Below are 15189 nucleotides of genomic sequence, written 5' to 3'. Positions count from 1 at the left end.
GGCGCGGAATGCCGCTCGTCGCTGCCGAGTTGATTGCAGGGTGAAGAAGATAGGGTTCCTCTCCTTCGGGCACTGGTCGGCGGAGCCGCACTCGATGGTGCGGTCAGCGGCGGATGCCTTGGTGCAGTCGATCGAGCTCGCAGTCGCCGCGGAGGAGGCGGGCGCCGACGGCGCGTACTTCCGGATCCACCACTTCGCCCAGCAGCTCGCCTCCCCGTTCCCGCTGCTGGCCGCGGCCGGGGCGCGGACCAACCGGATCGAGCTGGGCACGGCCGTGATCGACATGCGGTACGAGAACCCGCTCTACATGGCGGAAGACGCCGGTGCCGCCGATCTCATCTCCGGTGGTCGGCTGCAACTGGGTATCAGCCGCGGATCACCCGAGCAGGTGATCGACGGCTTCCGCTACTTCGGGCACGTGCCGCCGGAGGGCACGAGCGATGCCGACATGGCGCGCGAGCACACCAAGGTGTTCCTCGAGGTGCTCAAGGGCGAGGGCTTCGCCCGGCCCAACCCGCGCCCGATGTTCCCCAACCCGCCGGGCCTGCTGCGGGTCGAGCCGCACTCGCCGGGTCTGCGGGACCGGATCTGGTGGGGCGCGGGAAACCGGGCGACCGCGGAGTGGACGGCCGAGCAGGGGCTGAACCTGATGAGCTCGACGCTGCTCACCGAGGACACCGGCGTCCCCTTCCACCAGCTCCAGGCCGAGCAGATCCAGCGGTTCCGGACCGCCTGGGAGGCCGCTGGGCACAACCGCGAGCCGCGCGTCTCGGTCAGCCGCAGCATCTTCCCGATCGTCAACGACCTCGATCGGCAGCTCTTCTGGCAGCAGCGGGACAGCACCGACCAGGTCGGCCGGTTGGACGGCGGCAACGCCCGGTTCGGCCGGACGTATGCGGGTGAGCCGGACAAGCTGGTCGCCGAGCTCGCCGAGGACGAGGCGATCGCCGCTGCGGACACGCTCCTGCTGACGGTGCCCAACCAGCTGGGCGTCGAGTACAACGCCCACGTCATCGAGAGCGTCCTCACCCACCTCGCCCCCGAGCTGGGCTGGCGCTGATCCGGCGCTGAGCAGGCGGCGCAGTGGTCGACTTCTCCCCGACGGAACCGATGAGTCCGGGGCGCTCGCCGGGTCGGATCAGTCATGCCCACCACGACAACGGCCCGCCGCATGTTCGAACTCCTCGAGCCGATCTGCCTCGTCACCTACTTCGCCGACGAATCCAACGAGGAGCTGGCCGCGCTCGGCCACCGCACCTACTGGGACGGCTACTTCGCCAGCCGCGCCGCGCCACTGGGACGGGTGCCGGCACAGGTCGTGCACGCGGCCTTCTACAGCTTCGCCGAAGGGGAGGCAGCGCGGCACATCCCGAGCGCGTGGGAGACGGTCCCGCCGGAGGTCTCCTTCGCCGCGTGGCAACGAGGCAGCGCAGCCTCCCTACGGCGGATCGTCGGCGAGGAGCTGGCTGAGTCCCCCGGCCTGGCGCGCGCCGCCGACCTGACCACCACGGCCGCTACGAGCGCGCCGACCCAAGGTCGGGTGCTGTACGCCGGGTGGCGTGCCCTTCCGGTGCCCAGCGACCCGGTCACCCGGCTGTGGCACTCCGCGACCATGCTCCGCGAGCACCGCGGGGACGGGCACGTCGCCGCTCTCCTCGGCGCGCGCATCGGCGGTGCGGAGGCCCACGTGCTGTCCGCGCTGGAGCAGGGCATCCACCCGCCGGAGTCGTTCGGGCGCATCCACCACCTGCCGAAGGAGCGGCTGGCCGAGGTCATGGCCGGCCTGCGCGAGCGCGGGCTCGTCGACGCCGACGGCTGGTTCACCGACGCCGGCCGTGAGACCAAGCAACGCATCGAAGCCCTGACCGACGAGCTCGCCGTCCCGCCGTACGACGCCCTCTCCCCCGCCGAGCTCGACGAGCTGATCGCCGAGCTCGAACCCATCACCGCGACACTGGTGGCTGCGGGATCGCGCTGACGAACGGCCCGGCTGCGTAGGCCGTTGACCTGGGCGAACGAGCGCCCGTCAGACGTTGAAGCGGAACTCCACCACGTCACCGTCGGCCATGACGTAGTCCTTGCCCTCCATCCGCACCTTCCCGGCCGCCTTCGCCGCGTTCATCGAGCCGGCCTCGACGAGATCCTCGTAGGAGACGATCTCGGCCTTGATGAAGCCGCGCTCGAAGTCGGTGTGGATGACGCCGGCGGCCTGGGGGGCGGTGGCGCCCTTCTTGATCGTCCAGGCCCGCGACTCCTTGGGGCCAGCGGTCAGGTAGGTCTGCAGGCCCAGGGTGTGGAAGCCGGCGCGCGCGAGGGCGTGGAGACCGGGCTCGTCCTGGCCGATCGACTCCAGGAGCTCGCGGGCCGACTCCTCGTCGAGCTCCAGCAGCTCGGCCTCCACCTTGGCGTCGAGGAAGACCGCGTCGGCAGGCGCGACGAGCTCGGTGAGCTCCTTGCGCTTGGACTCGTCGGAGAGCACGCCCTCGTCGGCGTTGAAGACGTAGAGGAACGGCTTCGTGGTGAGCAGCGTCAGCTCGCGCAGCGGCTCGCGGTCGACGCCCGCGGCGAACAGGGTGGTACCGGAGTTGAGGATCTCGACGGCGGCCTCGGCGGCCTCCAGCACGACCCGCCGGTCCTTCTGCATGCGGGCTTCCTTGGTGAGCCGCGGAACGGCCTTCTCCAGGGTCTGCAGGTCGGCGAGGATCAGCTCGGTGGAGATCGTCTCGATGTCGGCGGCGGCGTCGATGCGCCCGTCGACGTGCACGACGTCGGGGTCGTCGAACACGCGCACGACCTGGCAGATCGCGTCGGACTCACGGATGTTCGCCAGGAACTTGTTGCCCAGCCCCGCTCCCTCGGACGCGCCCTTCACGATGCCCGCGATGTCGACGAACGACACGACGGCGGGCACGACCTTCGCCGAGGCGAACATGCGGGCGAGCACGTCGAGGCGGGGGTCGGGCAGTGGCACCACCCCGACGTTCGGCTCGATCGTGGCGAACGGGTAGTTCGCGGCGAGCACGTCGTTGCGGGTCAGGGCGTTGAACAGGGTCGACTTGCCGACGTTGGGCAGGCCGACGATGCCGAGGGTGAGTGACACGAGGGTCCAGGGTAGTCGCGCCGGTCAGCGTCCCCCCGGCGCCGCCTGCAGGTACGCGAGGACGGCCCGGACGCGGCGGTTGTCGTCGTCGGACGGCGGCAGGTCCAGCTTCGTGAAGATGCCGGTGATGTGTTTGCCCACCGCCTTCTCCGTGACGAACAGCGCGGAGGCGATCGCGGTGTTCGACCGGCCCTCGGCGACGAGCTCCAGCACCTCCCGCTCCCGCGCCGTCAACCGGGCGAGCGGCGCGGAGCGGCGGCCGAGCAGCTGGCCGATCACCTCCGCGTCCATCGCGGTGCCCCCCGCCGCGACCCGGCGCACCGCGGCGACGAACTCGTCGACGTTCCCGACGCGGTCCTTGAGCAGGTACCCGACCCCGCCGGCCTGGTCGGCCAGCAGCTCGCGGGCGTAGAGCTGCTCGACGTACTGCGAGAGCACGAGCACCGGCAGCCCCGGGACGTCCCGGCGGGCCGCGATCGCCGCCACCAGGCCCTCGTCGGTGAAGGTCGGCGGGAGCCGTACGTCGACCACCGCGACGTCCGGGCGGTGCCTCAGCAACGCCTCGCGCAGCATCGGGCCGTTGTCGACCGCCTCCACGACGTCGAAACCGTTGGCGCCGAGCAGCCGGATCAGGCCGTCGCGGAGGAGGACGTGGTCCTCGGCGATGACGGTCCTGAGGCCGGTGGGGGCAGTGCGCACGGCAGCTCCATCGTGATCTCGGTCGGACCGCCGGACGGGCTGGTCACCCGCAGGGTGCCGTCGAAGGCGGCGAGGCGGCGCTCGATGCCCCGCAGCCCGGTGCCGCGACGCGGGTCGGCGCCGCCGCGGCCGTCGTCACCGACGACGACGGAGAGCACGCCGCCCGCGTAGCGCACCCGCAGCCAGGCCGTGGTCGCCCCGGAGTGCGTCCCGACGTTGGCCAGCACCTCGGCCGTGGCGAAGTACAGCGCCGACTCGACCGGGGCCTGCGGCCGGACCGGCAGGTCGATGTCGAGCGCCACGGGCACCGGGCACAGCAGGGCCGCGGCCTCGAGACCGCCGACGAGACCGCGGTCGGCGAGCACCGGCGGGTGGATCCCGCGGACGAGGTCGCGCAGCTCGGCGAGCGCCTTGCCCGCGTCGGTGCGGGCCTCCTCGAGCAACGCGGCGGCCTGGTCGGGGTCGGAGCGGACGGCCTGGGCGGCCAGCCCCAGCGTCATCCCCACCGCGGCGAGCCGCGCCTGGGCGCCGTCGTGCAGGTCGCGCTCGATCCGGCGCAGCTCGGCGGCCTGCGCGTCCACGGCCGCCGCGCGCGAGTCGGTGAGCTGCTCGACGCGCCGGGTCAGCGCCGCGTCGGACGGGGCGAGCAGCACGCGGGCCAGCAGCGCGAACCCGCGGACGGACCACGGCACCAGCCACCAGATCACCGCGGCGATCACGAGCACGGGGAACGTGAAGACGGAGAAGGGGCCACCGGCCCCGACGAGCAGGCTCGACAGCGCGGCCAGCAGCGCATAGGCCACCCAGGAGACGATCACACCGGCCACGCCGTGCGCCGCCAGCCAGATCGCGTCGCGACCGTTCTGCTGGTCGCGCAGGCAGGCGAGCAGGTCGCGCCACGACCAGCTCGGCTGCGAGGTGTACGAGCCGGCCAGCGGCACGCCGAGCACCCGGCCGGCCTCGCGGCGGTGCAGCTCGGCGAGCGCGCGGATGGCCCCCAGTGCCCCGGCCACGACCGGCACGCCCACCCCGAACACCGGCACCAGGACCAGGCCGGTGAGCAGCGCGAGGAGCAGCACCAGCGCGACGAGCGCCGTGACGGCCGCGGCGACCAGCCGAAAGGCCGCGAGCAGCCAGTCTCCGACACGCGTCACGCGAGCAGTCTGGCCGATCACGACGGGTGGGCGCAGGGGGTCTGGCCCTACCTCCGGCCTGCGGCTGGCCCGTGGGTGGAAGGGCGGTCCAGCCCGATCGCCCTCCGGCCGCGGTGACGGGAGCGTGATCGCCATGACCGCATGGACCGACCACCGCACCTTCCTGCGCCGCGCTCTGCGCCGGCCCGCCCTGATCGGCGCACCCGCTCCGACCGGGGCGACGCTGGCTGCGGAGATCGCCGCGGTCCTGCCCGGCACCGGTACGCCGACCGTGGTGGAGCTGGGGGCCGGAACGGGCGCGCTCTCCCCCGCGATCCGGAGCCGGCTCTCGCCGGGGTCGCGCTACGTCGCCGTCGAGGTGGACGGCGAGCTCGTCGCGCATCTGCGCCGGCGGATGCCGTGGCTCGAGGTGCTGCACGGCGACGCCGCCGACCTCGCGACGCTGCTCGACGGGGCCGGGGTCGGGCCGGTGGACGCGGTGGTCTCGTCGCTGCCGTGGACGCTGCTGCCCCCGGCACAGCAGCGCGACATGCTGGCCGGGATCGCGTCCACCCTCGCCCCCGGCGGCGTCTTCACCACCATCTCCACCCTGACCGCGCTGCCCACCAGGGTCCGGGAGCTGCGCCGCAGCCTCGACTCCGCGTTCGCCGAGGTCGTCGCGACGGCGCCGGTGTGGCGCAACGTCCCGCCGTCGCGCCTCTACGTCTGCCGTGGGCCGCGATCGTGCTGACCGCGCTGCTCGACGCCCTCGCGAGCCTGCCCGCGCCCCTCGTGCTCCTGGTCGCGGCACTGGTTCTGGTGGCCGAGAGCGGCACGCTCGTGGGGATCGCCCTGCCGGGCAGCACCCTCCTGGTGGCGCTCGGGCTGTGGTCGCACACGGCGCCGGACGCGCTGCTCCCCGCCATCGCCGTCGCCGCGGCCGGGACGGTGACCGGCGCCCACGTCTCCCGGTGGCGGGGCCGGTCGCACCAGGACGGCCTCGGGTCGGCGTCCGGCTCCCCCGGGCGGTGGCGGCGGGCCGTGCAGGCCCGCGCGGTCCGGGCGCAGCACTGGCTGGCGGGCCGGAGTCCGGCGGCGACGGCCGTGCTCCTCGCGTGCGGGCACTGGGCGGCCGCCGCCCGCCCGTTGATGCCGCGGATCGCCGGCGGGGCGGGAGTGCCCTACCGGATCGCCGGTCCGGCGATGGTGGCGTCGGGCACCGCATGGGCGGCGACGTTCGTCCTCCTCGGCAACAGCGTCGGCGCGCACGTGCTCACCCACGGCACGTGGGCGCCCATCGCGCTCGTCGTGCTGCTGATCGGGGGACTGCTGCTGCAGTCCCGGCGGCGATCGGTCGCCACCGGCTCCGCCGTTCGGTAGCGTGCCGCCACCCGGATGGAGCTGGGCGGCAACGGAACGCGCTCGCTGCTCCGGACGCAGCCGACCCGCGGAGGCAGCAGTGCGCTCGACGATCAGGACACTCCTCGCTGCCGCCGTCGGTGCGGCGATCGTCGCGAGCGGGAGCGCGGTGTTCACGCTGACCGCGCCCGCCCCCGTTCCGGTGGCCGCTCCGGATACGGCCGTCGTCGCCCCGCCCGCACCCGTGACCGCCGGCACCACCGCGCCTCCCACCTCCGAGGCCGCCGAACCGTCTGCTGTGGCGACGACCGAGGCCCGGGCCACCCCGGCAGGACCCGGCCGGGAGGTGGCGCCGGTGGTGCGCGAACCCGCAGGTCGCTCCGTCCTCCGCGCGCCCACGGCCCGGGCGGAACCGGCGCGGCCCCCGTCCGCCCGGCCGGCCGCGGTTTCAGCTCCCTCGGCCCCTTCCCCCACTGCGCTCCCCGAGACCGTGCGGACCACCTCGCCCCAGCCGGCCCACGACGACGAGCGCCCCGACCACGCCGCCGGCCGGCCTCGCGATGACGGACCGCGGCGTCATCATGACGGTGACGTGCTCGACGAGCTCACCCGGCCGCTGATCGACACGTGCGAGCGACTGCCGCTCGTCGGCCTCGTCTGCCGCTGATCACGGATTCGTCACCATCGCCCGAATGCTTCACCCGATCGGGTGTACCGGCTAACACTCATGACCGCGTGTCGATGGTCCTGATGTCACCGTCGGCACGCAAGAAGTGGGGATAGTCGTGGGGATCCCGTCCCGGTTGCTGCTCGCGAGCTCGGTACTCGGGCTCGTGACCGCGAGCGGCGGAGCGATGCTCATCGCGACGAGCGGCACCGCCACCGCCGCCGAGAAGACGCCACGGTTCGACGACACAGCGGCCGCCGCCGTCCACACCCCCGAGCCCGCCGGCACGGCCCCCGCCGCCGTGAAGGTGCCCGAGTTCGACAGCACCCTCCCCGCCCCAGGAGACCCCGCCACCCCGATCGCCGCCCCGCCCGTCACGGGTGCGCAGATCGCCGGGCTCGCGCTGAACCCGGCCCGCGACCGCGTCGCCGCTATCCTCGCCGAGCGCACGCGGGCCGAGGAGGTGGCGCGGGAGGTGGCCGCGAAGGCCGCAGCGGCCCGGGCCGAGGCCCAGCGCGCCGCTGCCGCGAAGCCGCCGCCCGACCCGCGCCACGAGGCCTACCAGCGCATGCACGCCCGGATCAGCGAGGCGTGCGACGACGGGCGGCTGCGCGGATCGATCTGCCGCGGCACCTGACCGTCCGCTCCACGGGCCCCGCTGGTCGCGTCCGATTTCCGCCAGTGCAGAGGCGTTTGCGGTGGCAGAGTCGGTGCCGTGCTGCTGGATCAGGAACGTTGCTACCGCGCCGTCGCCGCCCGCGACGCCCGTTTCGACGGGCAGTTCATCACCGCCGTGCGCACGACCGGCATCTACTGCCGGCCGTCGTGCCCGGCCATGACGCCCAAGCGCGCCAACGTCGAGTTCCTCCCGACCGCGGGTGCCGCGCAGCAGCGCGGCTACCGCGCCTGTCGCCGCTGCCAGCCCGACGCGGTGCCCGGCTCGCCCGACTGGAACATCCGCGCAGACCTCGCCGCCCGGGCGATGCGGCTGATCGCCGACGGTGTGGTCGAGCGGGATGGTGTCGTGGGGCTCGCCACGCGGCTCGGGTATTCCGAGCGCCAGCTCAACCGGGTCCTCACCGCCGAGCTCGGCGCCGGGCCGCTCGCCCTGTCGAGGGCGCACCGGGCGCACACGGCCCGGCTGCTGATCGAGACCACCCCGCTGACGATGGCCGACATCGCCTTCGCAGCCGGGTTCGCGAGCGTCCGGCAGTTCAACGACACCGTGCGCGAGGTCTACGGAGTGCCTCCGACGACGCTCCGCACGGAGGCGGGCAGACGCCGTGGAGCGGTGCCCGCCGCCGCGGGGACGCTCGTGCTGCGCCTGCCGTACCGCCCGCCGTTCGACGGCGACGGCCTGCTCGCGTTCTTCTCCGCGCGTGCCCTGAACGGCGTCGAGTCCGTGGTGGACGGCACGTACCACCGGACGCTGCGGTTGCCGCACGCCGCGGCCACGGTGGCGCTGGACCTGCGGCCCACCGGCCGCGGCACCGCCACCACCGGCCACGTCGTGGCCACCGTGCGGCTCGGTGACCCGCGCGACCTGGGACCCGCGGTGGCCCGGCTGCGCCGGCTGCTCGACCTCGACGCCGACCCGGTCGCCGTCGACGCCCTGCTGGGTGCCGATCCCGACCTGGCCCCGTCCGTGGCCGCGACACCGGGCATCCGGCTGCCCGGCACCGTCGACGGCGTCGAGACGGCCCTGCGCACCGTGCTCGGACAGCAGGTGTCGGTGGCCGCGGCGCGCACGGCGGCATCACGGCTGGCCGCGGCGCTCGGCGAACGGCTGCCGCCCCAGCTGACCGGTGCCGCATCCGCGGACGCCGAACGCGAACCGCCGGACCTGCTGTTCCCCACCGCCGCCGCGATCGCCGAACGCGGTGCCGAGGTGCTCACCGGCCCGGCCACCCGCGTCGCGACCGTGCTCCGGCTGGCCGAGGCGGTGGCGGACGGCTCGCTCGTCCTCGACGCGGGGCGCGACCCCGCCGACCTGAGGGCCGCCCTCACCGCCCTTCCCGGCATCGGGCCGTGGACGGCGGGCTATCTCGCGATGCGACTGCTCGGCGATCCCGACGAGCTGCTCGCCACCGACCTCGTGGTGCGCCGCGGAGCCGCCGCGCTCGGACTTCCGTCCGACGTGGACGGGCTCGCTGCACGCGCCGAGAACTGGAAGCCGTGGCGGTCCTACGCCGCCACCCACCTGTGGCGGACCGCCGCCACCACATCGTCCGGGAGGACGTCATGAGCACTGCCGTGTGGTCCACGCTCGACACACCGATCGGGCCGTTCACGGCCGTCGTCGACGAGGACGGGGCCGTCCTCACCTCGGGCTGGACGGCGTCCGTCGACGAGCTGCTCCCGCAGGTCCACCTGTCCCTGCGGCCCACCGAGCTGGTCGCAGGCGACCTCGGCGCCGTCGGGGACGCGGTGATCCGCTACCACGAAGGCGAGCTGTCGGCCGTGGCCGACGTGCCGGTGCGGCAGCGGTCGGGCGAGTTCCTCCAGCACGCCTGGGACGTGCTGCGCACGGTGCCGCCCGGCGCTCCGGTGACCTACACCGAGTACGCGGCCAAGGCAGGCAGGCCGTTGGCGGTGCGGGCCGCGGCGTCGGCGTGCGCGCGCAATGCCGCAGCCCTGTTCGTGCCCTGCCACCGCGTGCTGCGCACGGACGGCACGCTGGGCGGCTTCCGCTGGGGCGTTCCGGCGAAGCGCTGGCTCCTGGACCACGAGTCCCCGGTCGCCTGAGCCCGCGCAAGTTCAGGAAAGCCACTTTGCTGCCCTCTGGGGACAGGAAAGTGGCTTTCCTGAACCTCGGGGGGCCGCCCCGCGCTGCTCGACCATCTGTTCGACCGCTCGGCGATTGGTGCGGTCCGTTGGTCCGCGGGCCCGGCGCGCCTGTCCCGGTTCCGTCGGGGGCGCGGTGCACGCTGACTCGGTGGACACCGCCACCGTCTCCGTGCTGCTCATCGGTCTGGTCGTGGGCGCCACGCTCGGCGCGGGCGCCGTCTGGCTGCTCGTCACGTCACGGTCGCGGGTGGCCACCGCCGAGGCCGGGCGGGCGGCGGCCGACGCCTCCGCCATGGCCAGGGCCGACGCGGCAGGTCTGCGCGCGGAGCGCGCCGGGCTGCTGGAGCGGCTCCGCGAGCTCACCGAGCAGTACGAACGGGCCTCCGAGCGGTTGCGCCACGCGGAGTCGGAGGCGGCGGCGGCACTGGCCGCGCTGCAGAGCGAGCGGGAGGCGGGCGGCCGGCGCGAGCAGCTGCTGACGCGCCGCGACGCCGAGCTCAAGCAGGCGTTCCAGGCGCTCTCGGCCGACGCGCTGGCCCGCAACAACGAGCAGTTCGTGGCGCTGGCCGAGGGCCGCATCAAGGAGGCCACGGCGGCACTGGCCGCAAAGGCCGACGGCGACGCCACGAGCCGCGCCCAGGCCATCGCCCAGCTGCTCGACCCGATGGCGTCCACGCTGCAGCGCGTCGAGGGGCAGCTGCGCACGGTCGAGAAGGAGCGCGAGTCGGCCTACGCGGGGCTGCGCGAGCAGGTCAGCGCCATGCGGTTCAGCTCGGAGCAGCTGCAGCACGAGACCAAGCAGCTCGTCAACGCGCTGCGCGCCCCCCAGGTCCGCGGCCGCTGGGGCGAGCTGCAGCTGGAGCGGATCGTGCAGCTGGCCGGCATGGTCGAGCACTGCGACTTCTCCACGCAGGTCACCGGCCAGGGAGAGGACGGCGCGGTCCGGCCCGACATGGTCGTGCACCTGGCCGGGGGCAAGCAGGTGGTGGTCGACGCGAAGGTGCCGTTCGCGGCCTACCTGGAGGCCGTGGAGAGCCGCGACCCCGACGTGCACCGCGAGCGGCTCGCCGCCCACGCCCGGCAGCTGCGCCAGCACGTCGACGCGCTGTCGGCCAAGAGCTACTGGGCGGCGTTCGAGCCGTCGCCCGAGTTCGTCGTGCTGTTCGTGCCGGGAGACCCGTTCCTCGAGGCCGCGCTGCAGGCCGACCCGGCGCTGCTGGAGCACGCGTTCTCGCACAACGTCGTGGTCGCCACACCCACCACGCTCATCGCGCTCCTGCGCACCGTCGCCTACAGCTGGCGGCAGGAGGCGCTGGCCCGCAACGCCGCCCAGGTCCACCAACTCGGCAAGGAGCTCCACAGCCGCCTGGCCACCATGGGCACCCACGTCGCCAAGCTGGGGCGCAGCCTCGACTCGGCCGTGGCCAGCTACAACCAGACGGTCTCCTCGCTGGAGGCGCGCGTGCTCGTCACCGCGCGCAAGTTCACCGACCTCGAGGTGGCCGACGACGAGATCGCCGCCCCCGCCCAGGTCGAACGCGCGCCACGCACCGTGGCCGCGCCCGAGCTCGTGGCGTCCGCGGCCGACTCACTGGTCGCCCTCCACGAGCTCAGCCGCACCGAGCGGCCTGCCGGCGACGGTCGCCCGGAGAACAGAGCTACCGTGACCAGGTGAGCGAACGCGGCGTACGGGGCTCCGGGGGCAGGTGGCCGATGGCCGACCGGTCCCTGCTGGCCACGGTGCTCGGGGTCCCGCCCATCGCGGCGGTCGGGCTCGGCGCCGTGCTGACCGCGGTGGGCGTGTTCGTCGACCTGGTCCGCGTCGGCAGCCTCGATCTGGTCTTCACCATCTGCTACATCGCCGGGTGTGTGCTCGCGGTGGCCTGGGTGCGCCGCGACGGGCTGTTCGGGCCCATGGTCCAGCCGCCGCTGCTGGTGGCCGTGGCGGTGCCGGTGGTGGTGCTGGCCGCCGGGTCGCCGAAGCCGGGCGCCGGCGTGGGCGAGCGCCTGCTCGTGGTGGGGGCACCGCTGGTCAACGCGTTCCCGACGATGGCCTGGACCACCGGCATCGTGCTGGCCCTGGGCGTGTTCCGGCTGATCGTGCAGCGCCCACTCGACGCCGCCCCGAAGGCGGACGCAGGCCCGCCCACGAAACCGCCGGTCAGCGCCCGGCGGAGCTCTGCGCGGTCCGAGCGGGGCGAAGCTCGCGGGGCAACGAGAACGTCAGAGTCTCCTCGGCGGTCGTGATCTCCTCCATGGAGGTCCAGCCGCGCTCGGCGAGGTGGTCGAGCACGCCCCGCACCAGCACCTCCGGCACCGATGCTCCGCTGGTGAGCCCGACCGTCCCCACGCCGTCGAGCCAGCTCTCGTCGATCTCGCGGGCGTAGTCGATGAGGTGTGCCGCTCCGGCCCCGGCCTGCAGCGCCACCTCGACCAGCCGCACCGAGTTGGACGAGTTCTTCGAGCCCACCACGAGCACGAGGTCGCACTGGGCGGCCATCGCTTTGACGGCGACCTGCCGGTTCTGGGTGGCGTAGCAGATGTCGTCGCTCGGCGGGTTCTGCAGCGACGGGAAGCGCTCCCGCAGCGCGCGCACCGTCTCCATGGTCTCGTCGACCGACAGCGTGGTCTGGGAGAGCCAGACGACCCGCTCCGGATCCCGGACCGTGACGCCTGCCACATCGGCTGCGGTCTCGACGAGCTGGATGTGCGCCGGAGCCTCCCCGGCCGTGCCCTCCACCTCTTCGTGCCCGTGGTGGCCGACGAGGAGGATGTCGTAGTCCTCACGGGCGAAGCGCTTGGCCTCCTGGTGGACCTTGGTGACCAGCGGGCAGGTGGCGTCGATCGTGCGCAGCTCGCGCGATCGCGCCTGGTCACGCACCGCGGGGGACACCCCGTGGGCCGAGAACACCACGAGCGCACCGTGGGGGACCTCGTCGGCGTCGTCCACGAAGATCGCACCGCGCTCGGTGAGCGTCTCCACGACGTGCACGTTGTGGACGATCTGCTTGCGGACGTACACCGGCGGGCCGTGCTGCTCCAGCGCCTGCTCCACGGCCTCGACGGCCCGGTCAACACCTGCGCAGTAACCGCGCGGCTTGGCCAGCAGTACGCGCTTGTTCGCTCCGGACATGTCCCCCAGCGTACGGCCCCCGCCCGATCGCGCAGACGTCGTGCACCACGCGAAACCCCCAGGCTGCTCCCCGGCACCGGGCAGGGGAGACTGGAGGCATGAGCCCGCTGCCGCTGCCGGTGCGGATTGCCGCCGGTCTTGTCGCCACCGCCGTGGAGCAGGCCCGTGACCTGCCCCGACTCGTTGTCGAGCTCCCCGTCACCGCCGTGAGCCAGGCCCTGCAGGCGTCCATGCGCGTGCAGCAGAAGGTCACCGAGCTGGCGATCAAGGGTGATCGCGCCCTCGGCACGCTGCGTCCGGTCGAGGAACGGCCCAGCTGGGCCGTCTTCGACGACGAGGAGCCGGCGGAACGCAACGGCGGGAGCAACGTCAGCGAGCTGCACCAGCGGGCCCGGGACGCCGTGGTCACGATCGCCGCCGAGCCCGCACCGGCCCCCGCGGAGCCCGAGAAGGTGGTCGAGAAGGCCGCCGAGGTCGCGGCCGAGACCACTGCCGCCAAAGCAGCCCACGCCACTCCCACGACGTCCGGCACCGGCGCCGGGAGTGCGGGACCGAACGTCCTGCCCGGCTACCGGGACCTGACGATCCCCCAGCTGCGCGGCCGGTTGCGCCACCTCGACGTCGACGACCTGCGGACGCTCCTGGAATGGGAGACCGCCCACGACAACCGTCCGCCGTTCGTCACGATGCTCTCGAACCGGATCACCACGGTCACCGAAGGGTGACCCAGCCGAACTCCCCCGAGCAGCCGTGGCCCGTCCGCACGGTCGCCAGGAAGATCGCCGAGTGGGTCGACCGGCTCGGGGCGGTGTGGGTGGAGGGCCAGCTCGCCCAGGTCACCGCCCGCGCCGGCACCGGCACCGCGTTCCTGGTGCTGCGCGACCCGGCCGCGGACGTCTCGCTGCAGCTGACGGCGCCGATCGGCCTGGTGCGTGAGGGCGGCCCGGCGGTGGCCGAGGGCAACCGGGTCGTCGTCCACGGGAAGCCGTCGTTCTTCCTCGGCCGGGGGACGCTCAGCCTGCGCGTCGACCAGATCCGCGCCGTCGGCATCGGGGAGCTGCTCGCGCGGATCGAGCGCCTGCGCAAGCTGCTGGCGGCCGAGGGACTGTTCGACCCGGCCCGCAAGCGCCGCCCGCCGTTCCTGCCCGGCTGCATCGGGCTCGTCACCGGCCGGGCGTCGGCGGCGGAGCACGACGTCGTGTCGAACGCGACGGCACGCTGGCCGTCGGTCCGCTTCCGGATCGAGCACACCGCCACCCAGGGCGCGCTGGCCGTTCCGCAGATCGTCGACGCGCTCGGCGCGTTGGACCGCGACCCGCAGGTCGACGTGATCGTGCTGGCCCGCGGCGGCGGCAGTGTCGAGGACCTGCTCCCGTTCTCCGACGAGACGCTGTGCCGGGCCGTCGCGGCCTGCCGCACGCCTGTGGTGTCGGCGATCGGGCACGAGCCGGACACCCCGCTGGTCGACCACGTCGCCGACGTCCGGTGCTCCACGCCGACGGAGGCGGGGCGCCGGCTCGTACCGGACCTGGCCGAGGAGACCGCGCGCATCGCGGGGCTGCGCGACCGCGCCCGGCGCGCGCTGGCCGGCTGGGTGGACCGCGAACAGCGGCTGCTCACCGCGCTGCGCGGACGACCGGTGCTGGCCGCCCCGCTGCAGGCACTCGACGGACGCGTCGCGGAGGTCGAGCGGCTGCGCGAGGCGGGCCGTGCCTGCCTGCTGCGCGGCCTCGACCGCCGCGGCAGCGACCTGGAACACGTCAGGGCGCGGTTGACGACGCTCGGCCCGGCCGCGACGCTGGCCCGCGGATACGCCGTGGTGCAGCGCGTGCCCGACGGCGCCGAGCCGGGGGCGGTGCTGCCGGTCCTGAGGTCGACCACAGAGGTCGAGCCGGGCGACCGGCTACGGATCCGGGTGGCCGACGGGGCGGTCGCGGCCACCGTGGCGGACGACAGCGCACCCGGCGGGGCCGACCGCGGCGCAGGCAACGGGGCCGCCGAGGGCGAAACGGCGAAGCCGACGCCCCCGCGTACCCGGAAGAGGAAGGCGAGCACGACATGACCGAACAGCCTGGCGTCGACGGGCTGGGCTACGAGCAGGCCCGCGACGAGCTCGCCGAGGTGGTGCGCACTCTGGAGACGGGCGGGCTCGGCCTGGACGAGTCGGTGGCGTTGTGGGAGCGGGGCGAGGCCCTCGCGCGCCGGTGCGAGCAGCAGCTTGCGGGCGCCCGGGAACGCGTCCAGAAGGTCCTGGACGCGACCGAGCGCGACATGGACACATGACGCTGTTCGAGGGCCGGTTCCGGCCGCG

General features: G+C 74.1%; 17 protein-coding genes. 13 read left to right on the top strand and 4 right to left on the bottom strand.

Annotated features, from left to right (window positions below; genetic code table 11):
• Positions 1-40: 40 nt before the first annotated feature.
• The gene (locus ACQPZA_RS04390; RefSeq protein ID WP_433278591.1) at positions 41-1060 is read left to right on the top strand and encodes an LLM class flavin-dependent oxidoreductase; all 1020 of its coding nucleotides are present in this window, start codon (positions 41-43) and stop codon (positions 1058-1060) included.
• Positions 1061-1144: 84 nt separating this feature from the next.
• Positions 1145-1978, top strand: a complete 834-nt coding sequence (locus ACQPZA_RS04385; protein WP_433278590.1) for an SCO6745 family protein — start codon at positions 1145-1147, stop codon at positions 1976-1978.
• Positions 1979-2026: 48 nt separating this feature from the next.
• Here ACQPZA_RS04385 and ychF read toward each other — a convergent pair whose 3' ends face one another.
• From ychF to ACQPZA_RS04370, 3 genes are read right to left on the bottom strand one after another with little or no spacing between them, the layout of a single operon-like run.
• On the bottom strand, positions 2027-3100 hold the full coding sequence (gene ychF, locus ACQPZA_RS04380) for a redox-regulated ATPase YchF (RefSeq protein WP_433278588.1): 1074 nt from the start codon (positions 3098-3100) through the stop codon (positions 2027-2029).
• Positions 3101-3124: 24 nt separating this feature from the next.
• Positions 3125-3799: a LuxR C-terminal-related transcriptional regulator gene (locus ACQPZA_RS04375; RefSeq protein ID WP_433278587.1), complete on the bottom strand. Its 675-nt coding sequence runs from the start codon at positions 3797-3799 to the stop codon at positions 3125-3127.
• A complete protein-coding gene (locus ACQPZA_RS04370; protein ID WP_433278585.1) occupies positions 3730-4953 on the bottom strand; it encodes a sensor histidine kinase in 1224 nt (407 codons plus the stop codon). The genes ACQPZA_RS04375 and ACQPZA_RS04370 overlap by 70 nt, the downstream gene beginning before the upstream one ends.
• Before the next feature lie 133 nt (positions 4954-5086).
• On the opposite strand from ACQPZA_RS04370, the gene ACQPZA_RS04365 reads away from it, so the two are divergent.
• The 8 genes from ACQPZA_RS04365 to ACQPZA_RS04330 all read left to right on the top strand — a co-directional run bounded on the left by ACQPZA_RS04365 (position 5087) and on the right by ACQPZA_RS04330 (position 11992).
• On the top strand, positions 5087-5683 hold the full coding sequence (locus ACQPZA_RS04365; RefSeq protein WP_433278583.1) for a class I SAM-dependent methyltransferase: 597 nt from the start codon (positions 5087-5089) through the stop codon (positions 5681-5683).
• Positions 5677-6312, top strand: a complete 636-nt coding sequence (locus tag ACQPZA_RS04360; RefSeq protein ID WP_433278581.1) for a DedA family protein — start codon at positions 5677-5679, stop codon at positions 6310-6312. Before ACQPZA_RS04365 ends, ACQPZA_RS04360 begins: the two co-directional genes overlap by 7 nt.
• A 79-nt stretch (positions 6313-6391) precedes the next feature.
• Complete coding sequence (locus ACQPZA_RS04355; protein ID WP_433278579.1) at positions 6392-6958, top strand: hypothetical protein; 567 nt, start codon at positions 6392-6394, stop codon at positions 6956-6958.
• 118 nt (positions 6959-7076) lie between these two features.
• On the top strand, positions 7077-7595 hold the full coding sequence (locus ACQPZA_RS04350) for a hypothetical protein (RefSeq protein WP_433278578.1): 519 nt from the start codon (positions 7077-7079) through the stop codon (positions 7593-7595).
• Positions 7596-7673: 78 nt separating this feature from the next.
• Positions 7674-9203, top strand: coding sequence for an AlkA N-terminal domain-containing protein (locus ACQPZA_RS04345; RefSeq protein ID WP_433278576.1), 1530 nt, complete (start codon positions 7674-7676; stop codon positions 9201-9203).
• Positions 9200-9703 carry a methylated-DNA--[protein]-cysteine S-methyltransferase gene (locus ACQPZA_RS04340; protein WP_433278574.1) on the top strand — a complete coding sequence of 168 codons (504 nt, stop codon included), beginning with the start codon at positions 9200-9202 and terminating at the stop codon, positions 9701-9703. The genes ACQPZA_RS04345 and ACQPZA_RS04340 overlap by 4 nt, the downstream gene beginning before the upstream one ends.
• 190 nt (positions 9704-9893) lie before the next feature.
• Positions 9894-11420, top strand: coding sequence for a DNA recombination protein RmuC (locus ACQPZA_RS04335; RefSeq protein ID WP_433278572.1), 1527 nt, complete (start codon positions 9894-9896; stop codon positions 11418-11420).
• Positions 11417-11992, top strand: a complete 576-nt coding sequence (locus ACQPZA_RS04330; RefSeq protein ID WP_169400408.1) for a DUF6542 domain-containing protein — start codon at positions 11417-11419, stop codon at positions 11990-11992. The genes ACQPZA_RS04335 and ACQPZA_RS04330 overlap by 4 nt, the downstream gene beginning before the upstream one ends.
• Here the strand turns inward: ACQPZA_RS04330 and ACQPZA_RS04325 are convergent.
• Complete coding sequence (locus tag ACQPZA_RS04325; protein ID WP_433278570.1) at positions 11907-12878, bottom strand: 4-hydroxy-3-methylbut-2-enyl diphosphate reductase; 972 nt, start codon at positions 12876-12878, stop codon at positions 11907-11909. The two genes, ACQPZA_RS04330 and ACQPZA_RS04325, sit on opposite strands and share 86 nt — an antisense overlap.
• A gap of 98 nt (positions 12879-12976) precedes the next feature.
• On the opposite strand from ACQPZA_RS04325, the gene ACQPZA_RS04320 reads away from it, so the two are divergent.
• The 3 genes from ACQPZA_RS04320 to ACQPZA_RS04310 are packed head-to-tail and all read left to right on the top strand — an operon-like array spanning position 12977 to position 15161.
• Positions 12977-13603 carry a lipid droplet-associated protein gene (locus tag ACQPZA_RS04320; protein ID WP_433278568.1) on the top strand — a complete coding sequence of 209 codons (627 nt, stop codon included), beginning with the start codon at positions 12977-12979 and terminating at the stop codon, positions 13601-13603.
• Entirely contained in the window at positions 13600-14940 is a 1341-nt protein-coding gene (gene xseA / locus ACQPZA_RS04315) for an exodeoxyribonuclease VII large subunit (protein WP_433278566.1), read from the top strand. The genes ACQPZA_RS04320 and xseA overlap by 4 nt, the downstream gene beginning before the upstream one ends.
• Entirely contained in the window at positions 14937-15161 is a 225-nt protein-coding gene (locus ACQPZA_RS04310; protein WP_433278564.1) for an exodeoxyribonuclease VII small subunit, read from the top strand. Before xseA ends, ACQPZA_RS04310 begins: the two co-directional genes overlap by 4 nt.
• The last annotated feature ends 28 nt before the right edge of the window (positions 15162-15189 follow it).

The organism is Pseudonocardia xinjiangensis, from assembly GCF_050948425.1.
Lineage (GTDB): Bacteria > Actinomycetota > Actinomycetes > Mycobacteriales > Pseudonocardiaceae > Pseudonocardia > Pseudonocardia xinjiangensis.
Note: the sequence above shows the minus strand (reverse complement) of the source record. Positions and strands in the feature narration are given on the sequence as shown.

Coding starts and splice junctions, on each gene's coding strand:
- ACQPZA_RS04385 (WP_433278590.1), top strand. CDS start 1,145: ATGCCCACCACGACAACGGCCCGCCGCATGTTCGAACTCCTCGAGCCG.
- ACQPZA_RS04340 (WP_433278574.1), top strand. CDS start 9,200: ATGAGCACTGCCGTGTGGTCCACGCTCGACACACCGATCGGGCCGTTC.
- ACQPZA_RS04310 (WP_433278564.1), top strand. CDS start 14,937: ATGACCGAACAGCCTGGCGTCGACGGGCTGGGCTACGAGCAGGCCCGC.
- ACQPZA_RS04320 (WP_433278568.1), top strand. CDS start 12,977: ATGAGCCCGCTGCCGCTGCCGGTGCGGATTGCCGCCGGTCTTGTCGCC.
- ACQPZA_RS04325 (WP_433278570.1), bottom strand. CDS start 12,878: ATGTCCGGAGCGAACAAGCGCGTACTGCTGGCCAAGCCGCGCGGTTAC.
- ACQPZA_RS04365 (WP_433278583.1), top strand. CDS start 5,087: ATGACCGCATGGACCGACCACCGCACCTTCCTGCGCCGCGCTCTGCGC.